This window comes from Flavobacterium sp. NPDC079362, assembly GCF_050267765.1.
Classification (GTDB): Bacteria; Bacteroidota; Bacteroidia; order Flavobacteriales; family Flavobacteriaceae; genus Flavobacterium; species Flavobacterium azizsancarii.
Window position 1 is genome coordinate 55,063 of record NZ_JBNNFM010000015.1, and the last position, 12,772, is coordinate 67,834.

Annotated in this window: 9 protein-coding genes and 1 riboswitch; of the genes, 5 read left to right on the forward strand and 4 right to left on the reverse strand. The window is 35.5% G+C overall.

All coding sequences use genetic code 11. The features are described 5' to 3' along the window. Window positions 1-214: 214 nt before the first annotated feature. Together ACQKCJ_RS14065 and ACQKCJ_RS14070 are read right to left on the reverse strand one after the other, a co-directional pair. Window positions 215-604, reverse strand: a complete 390-nt coding sequence (locus tag ACQKCJ_RS14065) for a RidA family protein (protein WP_427402260.1) — start codon at window positions 602-604, stop codon at window positions 215-217. A gap of 173 nt (window positions 605-777) precedes the next feature. Beyond that, complete coding sequence (locus tag ACQKCJ_RS14070) at window positions 778-1,341, reverse strand: Crp/Fnr family transcriptional regulator (RefSeq protein WP_427402241.1); 564 nt, start codon at window positions 1,339-1,341, stop codon at window positions 778-780. A gap of 220 nt (window positions 1,342-1,561) precedes the next feature. On the opposite strand from ACQKCJ_RS14070, the gene ACQKCJ_RS14075 reads away from it, so the two are divergent. After that, the gene (locus ACQKCJ_RS14075; protein WP_271336096.1) at window positions 1,562-1,810 is read left to right on the forward strand and encodes a hypothetical protein; all 249 of its coding nucleotides are present in this window, start codon (window positions 1,562-1,564) and stop codon (window positions 1,808-1,810) included. A 137-nt stretch (window positions 1,811-1,947) separates the two neighbouring features. Here the strand turns inward: ACQKCJ_RS14075 and ACQKCJ_RS14080 are convergent, their stop codons facing one another. Next, window positions 1,948-6,171 (reverse strand): gliding motility-associated C-terminal domain-containing protein, encoded by a 4,224-nt coding sequence (locus tag ACQKCJ_RS14080; RefSeq protein WP_427402242.1) that lies wholly within the window; start codon window positions 6,169-6,171, stop codon window positions 1,948-1,950. A gap of 285 nt (window positions 6,172-6,456) precedes the next feature. Further along, window positions 6,457-6,660: riboswitch (cobalamin riboswitch) on the forward strand. A gap of 110 nt (window positions 6,661-6,770) precedes the next feature. On the opposite strand from ACQKCJ_RS14080, the gene ACQKCJ_RS14085 reads away from it, so the two are divergent. From ACQKCJ_RS14085 to ACQKCJ_RS14095, 3 genes are all read left to right on the forward strand, one after another. Beyond that, the gene (locus ACQKCJ_RS14085; protein ID WP_427402243.1) at window positions 6,771-8,819 is read left to right on the forward strand and encodes a TonB-dependent receptor; all 2,049 of its coding nucleotides are present in this window, start codon (window positions 6,771-6,773) and stop codon (window positions 8,817-8,819) included. Next, window positions 8,816-9,961 (forward strand): YncE family protein, encoded by a 1,146-nt coding sequence (locus ACQKCJ_RS14090; protein ID WP_427402244.1) that lies wholly within the window; start codon window positions 8,816-8,818, stop codon window positions 9,959-9,961. Before ACQKCJ_RS14085 ends, ACQKCJ_RS14090 begins: the two co-directional genes overlap by 4 nt. A 78-nt stretch (window positions 9,962-10,039) precedes the next feature. Continuing rightward, window positions 10,040-11,251: a cell surface protein gene (locus tag ACQKCJ_RS14095; protein ID WP_271336100.1), complete on the forward strand. Its 1,212-nt coding sequence runs from the start codon at window positions 10,040-10,042 to the stop codon at window positions 11,249-11,251. A gap of 427 nt (window positions 11,252-11,678) precedes the next feature. On the opposite strand, the gene ACQKCJ_RS14100 is transcribed toward ACQKCJ_RS14095, so the two are convergent. Beyond that, window positions 11,679-12,209: an NAD(P)H-dependent oxidoreductase gene (locus ACQKCJ_RS14100; RefSeq protein WP_271336101.1), complete on the reverse strand. Its 531-nt coding sequence runs from the start codon at window positions 12,207-12,209 to the stop codon at window positions 11,679-11,681. Between the two features lie 159 nt (window positions 12,210-12,368). On the opposite strand from ACQKCJ_RS14100, the gene ACQKCJ_RS14105 reads away from it, so the two are divergent. Beyond that, entirely contained in the window at window positions 12,369-12,722 is a 354-nt protein-coding gene (locus ACQKCJ_RS14105) for a winged helix-turn-helix transcriptional regulator (RefSeq protein WP_271336102.1), read from the forward strand. The last annotated feature ends 50 nt before the right edge of the window (window positions 12,723-12,772 follow it).

The window sequence follows — 12,772 nt, forward strand, 5'->3', positions numbered from 1 at the left end:
CAGTTTGAATTTCTTTTGTTTAAGGGTAGAATAGAATAGCTTTTGTTTTCTATTTTATTTTGAAAAACAGCTGTAAAATAAGATCCTTCCGGATTTTTGAAGAACAATATTAGTAGTGTACTAATTAGAAAAGGAGATCAAAAATATTTTTTATACAAATAAGCCGTTTTTTCTTAAGTAAGAAAAAACGGCTTATCTTGTTAATTTGGATCAGTTATTTTACAACCGTAGCCTCCAGTTCAACCTTCAGTGTTTCAAAAAGGCTTTTTACCTCCAATAGAGTAGTGGCTTGCTTAATGCCGTGTTTGGCTACCCAATCCTGAACGATAGCAAAGTGCGGCCAAAGTTCAGATGTAGAAGTCGTGTAGATGTTTAGTCTCACAATTCCTTTACATTCATAACCGGCTTTGGTGATTACTTCTTCCAGATTTTTTAGAGCCAGAATTATTTGGGATTCCATGTTTTCATCACTTGAAATTCCATCTGCACTTATGGCCGTCTGACCGGAAACATACAACGTTCCTTCTGGATTTTTTACTTCAACAGCTTGCACGTAACTACGTTCATTCTGCCATTTCCACGGATTAATTACTCTCATTTCCATTTGTTTAGCTTTTTTTGTTTGCGCCAATACCGGCGTAATAGTTAATAATAGTAAGGCTAAAAATTTTGATGTTTTTTTCACGATTACAGTTTAAAATTGTACTGTAAAATTGTGAATAACATCAGGAATAGAGTCTTGATATTTCTCACGAATATGATGTGAGAAATGTCACATTAAGAAGATAATCTGCTCAGGGTTTCACGCGAAACTCCCAGATAAGATGCGATAAGACTTTTGGGAACGCGCTGAAATAGTGAAGGATATTGTTTTAAAAGCTGTTCGTAACGTTCTCTTGAGTTAGAAGTTTGCCACGATATTATGCGGCGTTGTGATCCCAGGAAACCAAAAGTAGATTTTTCGAGAAAAAAACGTTCCATTTTTTGCAATCCATCCCGTAGTTTTTTATAATCATCAAATGAACAGCAAAGAACCTCAGTATCTTCAAGACATTGTAGTGACATTGTAGCTTCTGTTTGTGTATAAAAAGCATAATAATCACTTTCCCACCAATCTTCCATAGCAAAAGAAACAATGTGTTCTTTTCCTGTCGCATCAGTATGAACTAATTTTAAAAGTCCCGAAATTACAAAGTAAGAATACTTTACAGGATCACCTTCCTGAATAAGGAATTGATGTTTTTTAAAATTTTTTGGGATAAAATGAGCAGAGACAAAGGAAAATTCCTCATCTGTAAGCGGTATTATTTTTTCAATATGTTCTCTAAGGTTTGCTCGCATAATCAGAGTTCAAAGTTATTGAAATTTTGGTTTATTAATCTAGTTAAAATTACTGAAAAATCAAATTGATATTTTAGTAAATTAATAACAATTTCTTAAACTAATGTTTATTAGTATGTTGATAAATAATATTTTATGGAGCAATTTTATGAATATTCGTAACTAATTAATATTTATATTTGAGAATGAAACTAAGTCAGTTAATTTAAAAATATGTACAATGGATAAAGCTATAAAACTAAAGGTTCGTAAGGAGTTGGATAGTCAACAACAGTTGAATATAATTAAATTAAAAGGTAGTTTAATTTCCAAAGGATATACCGAAATTATACACATCCTTGATCAGGATGATGAGTTTCATATTAATTCTTTTGCTACACCATCTGAAACTAATAATGAAGTTCAGGAATTCATTAAAGCATTTATCTGCAAAGAAAATCTAACAGATACCATCACAATTTTTAGATAGTATTTTACATGCTCATATGATCAATTTTTGAATAGAATCTTAATAAAACGGAAAAAAATAATAAGCTATTATAAAGTGTGTTTTTATTATATATTCAACTGATTTGTTGTGTTTTAAATTGGGAGAACTATAGTGAGTTAGTAACTTAAAAATACCCATCCCGCTTTTTGATCTCCATTTTCAGATGAAATAATATAATAATAGGTTCCGGTTGGCAACATATTTCCCTCTTTCCATTGTCCGTACCATTGTTTGTCATATTTGCCAACATAGTCATATACCTTTCTTCCCCATCGATTGTATATTTCAATGTTAGTTACATTAAAATCAGTAAGATCGAAAGTATCATTGACTCCATCACCATTAGGAGAAACTGCATTGGGAACACCGCATAAATTATTTGACACTTCGATTACTTCTTCAACCTCGCAAGATCCATCATTGACAGCAACTTTAAATTGCAACGGAAACTGTAATAATCCGTTATAATTTTCGCTGTATTCTGAAAAATCAAAAGTCGCATTATCTGATCCTACCGGATTCCCTTTGTCGTCAACCCAGGAATAACTATAATTAGTAGAAGAAGATGTGGTTTCGACCTTTATAAGATATCGATTGTTTACACATTCTTTTGTTATTGAATACGCGGGCGACGTAAAAGTTACTTCTACGGAAGCTGTTGTTGCGCATTGACCAGGAATAGGAGTAAAGGTATAATTACCACTATTGTTAGTAGTTGATGAACTCCAGGTTCCCCTAATTCCATTTGGAGATGTTGTCTGCAAAATTGGAGTAGTTCCGTCGCAGAAATTAAGCTTAGCAGGAAAATCAGGCACGATTGCAGGTGTAATGGTAACGATCAAAGTTACAATAGAAGCACATTGCCCCAAATTTGAAGTAAAAATATAATTGCCACTTGTAGTTGTGTTAATTACCGCAGGATTCCATGTACCCGAAATTCCGTTAGGAGAAGTCAAAGCCAGAATTGGTGGAATATCACTACTACACAATGTCAAAGTTGTACCAAAATCAGGTATTATTTGCGGATTTATGGTAACGGCTAAACTAGCTGTTGTCGCACATTGTCCTGCATTAGGCGTAAAAATATGATTGCCACTTGTTGTAGTATTGATTACCGCAGGACTCCAGGTTCCCGTTATTCCGTTAGGAGAAGTCAAAGCCAAAGTTGGTGGAATATCACTACTACACAAAGTCAAAGTCGTAGCAAAATCAGGTATTATTTGTTGATTTATGGTAACGGCTAAACTAGCAGTTGTCGCACATTGTCCTGCATTAGGCGTAAAAATATAATTGCCACTTGTTGTAGTATTGATTACCGCAGGACTCCAGGTTCCCGTAATTCCGTTTGGGGAGGTTAAAGCCAAAGTTGGTGCAGTATCACTGCTACACAACGGTAAACTCGTAGTAAAATCAGGAGTTATTTGTTGATTTATGGTAACTGCTAAAGTAGCAGTTGTCGCACATTGTCCCGCATTAGGCGTAAAAATATAATTGCCACTTGTTGTAGTATTGATTACCGCAGGATTCCAGGTTCCCGTAATTCCGTTTGGAGAGGTGAGGGCTAAAGTTGGCGCAGTATCGCTATTACATAATGTCAAAGTTGTATCAAAATCAGGTATTATTTGTTGATTTATGGTAACGGCTAAAGTTGCAGTTGTCGCGCATTGTCCTGCATTAGGCGTAAAAGTATAGTTGCCACTTGTTGTTGTGCTGACTACCGCAGGATTCCAGGTTCCCGTAATTCCGTTTGGAGAGGTGAGGGCTAAAGTTGGCGCAGTATCGCTATTACATAATGTCAAAGTTGTATCAAAATCAGGTATTATTTGTTGATTTATGGTAACGGCTAAAGTTGCAGTTGTTGCACACAATCCTGCATTAGGCGTAAAAGTATAGTTGCCACTTGTTGTTGTGCTGACTACCGCAGGATTCCAGGTTCCCGTAATTCCGTTTGGGGAGGTTAGAGCCAAAGTTGGCGCAGTATCGCTGTTACATAATGTCAAAGTTGTACCAAAATCAGGGATTGTTTGTTGATTTATGGTAACGGCTAAAGTAGCAGTTGTCGCACATTGTCCCGCATTTGGCGTAAAAATATAATTGCCACTTGTTGTAGTATTGATTACCGCAGGACTCCAGGTTCCCGTAATTCCGTTTGGGGAGGTTAGAGCCAAAGTTGGTGCAGTATCACTACTACACAACGGTAAACTCGTATCAAAATCAGGTATTATTTGTTGATTTATGGTAACGGCTAAACTAGCAGTTGTTGCGCATTGTCCTGCATTAGGCGTAAAAATATAATTGCCACTTGTAGTTGTGCTGACTACCGCAGGACTCCAGGTTCCCGTAATTCCGTTTGGGGAGGTTAAAGCCAAAGTTGGTGCAGTATCACTGCTACACAACGGTAAACTCGTAGTAAAATCAGGAGTTATTTGTTGATTTATGGTAACGGCTAAACTAGCAGTGGTCGAACATTGTCCCACATTTGGCGTAAAAATATAATTGCCACTTGTTGTAGTATTGATTACCGAAGGAGTCCAGGTTCCCGTAATTCCGTTTGGAGAGGTGAGGGCTAAAGTTGGCGCAGTATCGCTATTACATAATGTCAAAGTTGTATCAAAATCAGGTATTATTTGTTGATTTATGGTAACGGCTAAAGTTGCAGTTGTCGCACATTGTCCCGCAGTTGGAGTAAAAATATAATTGCCACTTGTTGTTGTACTGATTACCGCAGGACTCCAGGTTCCTGTGATTCCGTTTGGGGAGGTTAAAGCCAAAGTTGGCGCAGTATCGCTGCTACACAACGGTAAACTCGTAGCAAAATCAGGTATTATTTGTTGATTTATGGTAACGGCTAAACTAGCAGTTGTTGCGCATTGTCCCGCATTTGGCGTAAAAATATAATTGCCACTTGTTGTAGTATTGATTACCGAAGGACTCCAGGTTCCTGTGATTCCGTTTGGGGAGGTTAAAGCCAAAGTTGGCGCAGTATCGCTGCTACACAACGGTAAACTCGTAGCAAAATCAGGAGTTATTTGTTGATTTATGGTAACGGCTAAACTAGTAGTTGTCGCACACAATCCCGCAGTTGGAGTAAAAATATAATTGCCACTTGTTGTAGTATTGACTACTGCAGGATTCCAAGTTCCCGTAATTCCGTTTGGAGAAGTCAGAGCCAAAGTTGGTGCAGTATCGCCATTACACAATGTCAAAGTTGTAGCAAAATCAGGAATTGTTGGTGGAGTTATGGTCACTGCAAGAGTTGCGGTTGTGCCGCATTGTCCTGTATTTGGAGTAAAAGTATAGTTGCCACTTGTTGCAGTGTCAATAATGTTTGGACTCCATGTTCCTGTGATTCCGTTTGGAGAAGTCAGAGCCAAAGTTGGTGCAGTATCACTACTACACAAAGTCAAAGTTGTTGCAAAGTTTGGTGTTGTGTTGGACGTTACTAATAAATTAATAGTATCAGTAATATCTAGCCCACAACTATTAGTAGCTTTTAGCGTCAATACTATAGTTGTTCCACCCGCTGCAGTCGGAACTGTATAATCGGTTGTAGTTGTAGTTGATGGAGAAAAAGAACCCGACGACGCAGACCAGGCAACTGAAGTTTGCCCTACTGCAGTACCATTCAAAGTAATTGTTGCTCCTGCACAAGCCGTTAAGGTAGGAGGTCCGGCATCAACTGTAAAAGGTGGTACAGGTGCTTTACAACCGTTATTGGTGTAAGTGGCAAGTCCGGCTGGGGTAAAATTTACTGTAGCACCGTCAGCGGGAGTATTTGCCCCACTTGTATTAGTCAACATTGATTTGTCATAGGTAACAGTATCCAAACAACCACTAAAATTCATCACAAGCGTTCTCCCATTAGGAGGTGCGATAGATTGGTTGGCAAAGTGCCCAACAGTAGTTGTAGCATCTTGAAAAACCATATATATATTTTCGGATAAAGGACCAAATGAATTATCACTAGTAACCATCAGATAACTAGTAACTAATATAGCGGTTGCATTAGCAGGTAATATTCCTCCGGGAGGTTCTAGTATTTGTCCGCATCCGCCTGCAGCACTTATATCAGTATTTAATTGAGCGACAACAGCTGCCGTTGTCAAATCCTGAACAATGCCCTGCCAAGCATTATTGGGCCATGTTACTGTTAAGGTATTTATGTTTAATGGAGCACTACCAACTTTAAAGCGTACCATTTCGTTACGCCCTTCTTGGACCCCACAAGCATCAACCAAGATACTCTGGATTTCAAAACATTGAGAAAAAACGTTTGAACTACAGAAAAAAAACAATACAAATAAATAGAAATAAGGGGAGTGTAGAGATCTTAAATTCATATCAAAATTGGATTTAGTTGATAGTAATTTTAAAACAATAGTTAAATTTAATTTTTTTTAATTAATTATTAACAAGAATAAGTGTTAATTTATTGATTGTTAGTGGTTTTTGTGATTTTATGACATGAATTTAAGGTGTTGATCAATTATCTATATAATTTGTTAACGTCCGAAGTTTAGTACTGGTCAATTAACTTTTTAATGTGATATTGTATTTAATTCTTCATTTATTGCGATAAACATAAATTGCATTTGATAATACCTCTTCTTTATAAAGATAATTCTATCTTTGCACCAGATTTTGGTCTATTTTTTTAGTTTTTAAGAAAATAGTTAAAAGGGAATCAGGTGCAAATCCTGAACAGACCCGCTACTGTAAGTTCTACACAAGTCTTTAAACGTTACTAATGCCATTGTTCGCTGAGCCGGATGAGAAGGTTGTTTAAAGATGGAACAAGTCAGGAGACCTGCCACAAATCACATAGTTTAAGACTTTCGTGGAATAAAGTCAAACAACAAGAACTGACCTGTTATTTATAATGGGATTCTCTCTTATTGCTTTTGATTATTATTCTGGAGTTTATTTAATTAAATCAGTGATGTATAATACAAAAAAAATACTCTTTTTCATTTTTATATTGTTTGCTCCGTTTTTGCTTCATTCACAAGTATCAAATGATAGTTTGCGGGTTTTAAAAGAAGTAATATTAAAAGGAAAACCTTATCAGGAAGTAATTCCGGTACAGTCCCTTTCAGGAAAATTGCTCGAAAATTTGGCAAGTCACAACGTTGCAGATGCTCTTCGGTATTTTGCGGGAACTCAAATTAAGGATTATGGTGGTCTTGGCGGACTCAAAACAGTAGATGTCCGTAATATGGGAACACATCATGTAGGTGTTTTTTATGATGGGATACAATTAGGAAATGCTCAGAATGGCGTAACAGATTTGGGAAAATACTCCTTAGATGATATGGAATCACTGACGATGTATAACGGACAGAAAAGTGAAATTTTCCAATCTGCCAAAGATTTTGCCGCTGCTTCTACTATTTATTTAAGGACAAAACGTCCTGTTTTTGTTGGTACAAAAAAAACAAATTTATTAGTAAGATATAAAACAATGTCTATCAATTATATTGATCCTTCATTTAGGTGGGAGCAAAAATTGAGCGACAAAGTAAGTATGAGTGTAAGCTCTGAATACATTAAATCTAATGGTGAATACAAATACAGGTACAAAAGAAACAATCTAGACGGATCTGTTGCATATGATACGACTGCCACCAGACATAACAGCGATATAGAAGCACTACGATTTGAATCCGGGCTTTACGGAAAAATAAATAATGGTTCCTGGGATGCTAAAGTATATTATTACGATTCAGATCGAGGAGCACCGGGAGCGATTGTCGAGAATAAGTTTTCTGACGGCTTTAGACAGTACGATAAGAATTTTTTCGCACAAGGTACCCTAGTGAAAGATTTTACAGATAAATATAAATTTCAGGCAAAGGCAAAATATGCTTACGATTACACGCATTATGTGGCCAGAGACACTACCAATATATTAGGTGAAACGGTTACCGAAGGCGCACAATCAGACGACAGCTATTATCAACAGGAATATTATTTCTCAGCAGTAAATATGTACAGCATATTACCAACCTGGGATGTTTCGCTGTCTACAGATTTTCAGTACAACAAGTTAAACGCAACAAGAAGAGGGATACAAACCCAATTTTCATTTCCACAGCGATATACAGCGTTATTTTCTCTCGCAAGTTCTTACAGATTTGGAGGATTTAAAGTTTTGGGAAATGTTGTAGGCACTTATGTTCAGGAAGAAGTGCGATACAATGCAAAAGCTCCCGACAAACAAGAGTTTACGCCTGCATTATTTATAGGTTACACACCGTTTAAGCAATATGATTTTACTGTAAGAGCATTTGCAAAACGTATTTTCAGAATGCCCACTTTCAATGATTTGTATTATACAATGGTTGGTTCCAGTACTTTAAAACCGGAATACATGAATCAGTATGATGTTGGTTTTACTTATAATTTGCCAATAGAAAAAGGTTTTTTCGATAAATTATCTTTTCAGGTTGATGGTTATTATACCAATACCAAAGACAAAATAGTAGCAGCCCCAACCGGAAACTTATTCCGATGGATGATGACCAATATAGGGCAGGTAAAAGGACAAGGAATAGAATCTGTAGTGAATATGGGAATACATTTTGGTCAGGTAAATCTAGCCACAAATCTTACTTATACGTATTCACAAAGTAGGGATTATACAAAATTCGCAGGTTTAGAATTATCATCTTATGGAGATCAGATTCCATATACACCCTGGCACAGCGGATCCGGAATATTAAACGCTGATTATAAAACCTGGAATTTCAATTATAGTTTTATATATGTAGGAAAGCGATACAATGGTAATGTCAACAATATAAAAGTAAATGAAGTTCAGCCTTGGTACACCCACGATTTAGCGGTACAAAAATCTTTTGCATTTCAACAGTATAAAATGAAAGGATCAGTAGAACTTAATAATGTCCTCAATCAGCAATACGAGGTAATTTATAATTATCCAATGCCGGGCCGTACATTAAAATTTACAATCAGTATTGAGCTATGAAAAAGATAACAACAAAATTAGTCCTTAGTTTATTTATAGCCGTTGCTTTTGTTTCCTGCAGAGAAGAAGAAACAGTTTTTCCATCCTCAGATAAAAGCGTTGCTGCACCCAGAAGCGGTGGTAAAGTCGAAGGTTTTTATCTTCTTAACGAGGGTAATATGGGAATGAATCGTGCCAGTATTGATGTATTCAATTACAGAACCGGAAATTATACCACAGATATTTATTCAGAACGCAATCCTACAGTTGTCAAAGAACTGGGAGATGTGGGTAATGATATAAAAATATACGGCAATAAAGTGTATGCAGTAATCAATTGCTCAAACAAAGTTGAGGTTATAGACAAATGGACAGCAAAACGAATCAAGAAAATAGACATTCCCAATTGTAGATATGTAGCCTTTTATAAAGACAAAGCTTATATCAGTTCTTACGCAGGTCCTGTAGCCATTGATCCCAATGCTGAGATAGGTTTTGTTGCTGAAATTGATACAACATCATTAGAAATAAAACGAAAAGTAACAGTTGGATATCAACCTGAACAAATGGTAATACGTAACGGCAAACTTTATGTAGCAAATTCAGGAGGTTACAGAGTTCCTAATTACGACAGAACAGTTTCCGTTATTGATCTGGAAACCTTTACCGAAACTAAAAAAATAGATGTGGGAATCAATCTCTATGGTATGCAAATAGACAGCAGAGGAGATATTTATGTAAGTTCAAGAGGAGATTATTACAATACACCTTCTAATCTTTTTGTGATAGACAGCCAGACAGATGAGAAAAAAATGCAGCTTGATATTCCCGTTTCAGGAATGTGCCTTGTAGATGATCTGCTTTATTTTTATAGTGTTTCCTGGAGTTATCTCACCAATAGTAATAAAGTTACGTACGGAATTTTAGATACCAAAACAAAAAAAGTAATTAGTGATAAAGTAATCACAGACGGTACAGACAAAAAAATAATGATTCCGTATGGACTTCAGGTAAATCCCGAAACAAAAGAAATATACATTACCGATGCACAAAATTATGTAGTAACAGGTTATATCTATTGTTTTACTCCCGATGGAAAATTAAAATGGAAAACTACAGCAGGAAACATTCCGGCACATATCGCTTTTATAACCACAAATTAGAACAATAAAAACCACATTTTTTTAATCCTTTCCTATTACGTGCAATTGCATTTGTAATAAATACCCAATTTAAATACTATGAAAAAAAAACACTTTAAAATTTTAAAAGCCACATTGTCTTTAACTCTCTTACTGGGATTTATTGCATGTGGAACTGATAGAGAAGATGATCTGGGAATTATAGATCCCACCGTTATACTCAAAGAATCATATACAATTGATCGTTTTAAAGTACTAAATATTGTCCCGAAAGTTCCTGCCAACTCTCAATTGACATGGAGTGTAAATGATTCAGTAATTTCACAAAATGCCGAGTTGGATTTTATCACTCCTTATCTAAAGAATTATCCACTGACATTAAAGGTCACGACAAATGGAGCAGTAAAAACATATTCATCTTTAATAAATGTAACAAAAGAGCCGGGAAATTATAGCAAATACATATCAAATGTATTTGATTTTCGCCCTGCAATAGGTCAGTTTACTAATGGAATTCCGGAATATTTACCAGGAAATACCGAAGCAAATCTTATCAGCGCAGCAAAAAAAGCAATCGTTGGACCAAATAGCAGTATGATATCTTTAGGAGGTTTTGGCGGATATGTCGTATTTGGTTTTGACCATACGATCCCAAATTTGGATGGCAGGGATTTTAAGATTTTAGGTAATGCGTTTTTTGGAAGTGAAGCAAATGAGGAGCGTTTTGGATCTTGTGAACCCGGAATTATTCTGGTGGCTTATGATAAAAACAAAAACGGAAAACCCGATGAAGATGAATGGTATGAAATTGCAGGAAGTGAATATTTTAAAAATACAACAGTAAAGAATTACAGCATCACATACTTTAAACCCGATCCCAATAAACTACCCGTTGCAGGAGATGAGTTTTGGCAGACGAATATAGAATATATTAAATGGCAGGATAATCAGGGTGCTTCAGGATATAAAACACAAAATGCATTTCACGATCAAAGCTATTATCCATTATGGATTGCTGAAGCCTCGTACAGTTTAAAGGGAACAAAAATAAAAGACAATTTTTACGATCAGAGCGGTACAGGAAATTATTGGGTAGGTAAATCTTTTGATTTTGGATATGCTGATAACGCTCCAAATAATGATGAAGCATCTAATATCGATATTTCGTGGGCAGTAGATAAAAACGGAAAATACGTTAAACTTCCTGGAATAGATTTTATAAAAGTATATACCGGAATCAATCAGGAAGCCGGATGGTTAGGAGAAGTTTCTACAGAAGTTTCAGGAGCTTATGACCTATATTTTAAATAATCGAAAACCCCTTTACTAGTTTTAGTAAAGGGGTTTTTATATTAAAAGAAGGATCATTATAATTAATTAAAGTTGCTAATTTAACAATTCAGCAAATGAACTGACTTTAAAAGATATTTAAGTATAATCCCTGCAGGCAATGTCACTAAGTTAAGCTTTTTTGATCATAATTTTTACTTCAAAGTTGCAAAGTTTAAACACAATCTTATCATCTCGACGAAGGAGATCACACTAGTATTTCCGTTCAGATATTCGCCAATCTTTGTCGAGTTTCTTTTGCGACCTCTCCTTCGTCGAGATGACAATCTAGCGGATTCTGATAGAGTTATTGATATAGAAATAGTTAATCCGTATTCAGAAATCCTTTAACTTAATATTGTTGCCTGTAGGACTACACATGATTAACGAGCAACTTGAATTAATTATTTTATAGAGATTCAAGAAAAGAAAGATACTCTTGCGTGCTTTTTTCAATTCTTTGAGGAGAAGCATCATGCTCCGCACCATAAAAAGCAAACAAAGGTTTATAAGCCGCTTTGATATAATCAAAAGTAACTTCAAACGGAGTCGTAAGTTGTTCTAAAGTGTATTTGTATCTTCCGGTTTCGCTATAATCTTCCTTGTTAATACCGGCAGAAATGGCCAATGCAATTTTTTTTGCAGCAACCTTATAACCGCTTTTACTACCATAAGCCCATCCATGCGTTAGAACTTCATCCAGCCATTTTTTTAGTAAAGGCGGACTATTGAACCAGTAAAACGGAAACTGAAATACAATCGTATCATGGTTTTCTATTAATTGCTGTTCCTTTTCAATATCAATCTTTTCATCCCGATATAAGGCATATAAATCATGTATAGTGTATTGGTCAGGATATTGGTTCAATTCTTCGATCCATCTTTTGTTTATTAATGAGTTTTCAAGGTTTGGATGAATTATAATGATAAGAGTTTTCATTTTATAAGTATTAAAATTTAGAGATGCAAAGGTCGGGCTGATAAACAAATACAACAATAAGGGGCGAATTAATCATACAGTGATAAATTAATCACCATAATGAATCTACAGGAAAACTCTTTTTTGTCTTTACTTTTGTATTTCTAAAAGAGATAAAAGATGTATCAGCGAAAAATACCAATTGATTATAATTGCGGACTCAATGTAGCTATGGAAGTAGTAGGTTCTAAATGGAAATTTTGTTTACTGGATGAAATTTCAAAAGGGACAAAACGCCCCAAAGACCTTGTTAACGCTGTAAATGGAATTACAAAACGAGTATTGCAAAATCAATTAAAAGAACTGGAATTTCACGGACTTTTAGGAAAAACAATCTATACAGAAATTCCTTTGCGGGTAGAATATTTTCTAACAGCATCCGGAGAATCTCTTATGCCCTTGATTGTCGCTATTGATAAATGGGGATTAGAATTTGCACCTCAGTTAAAAAAGATTTTAGAAACAGAAGATTAAAAGATTAAATCCCTTCGAATAGCAGAGCTTATTATTTTTAAATAGTAGTA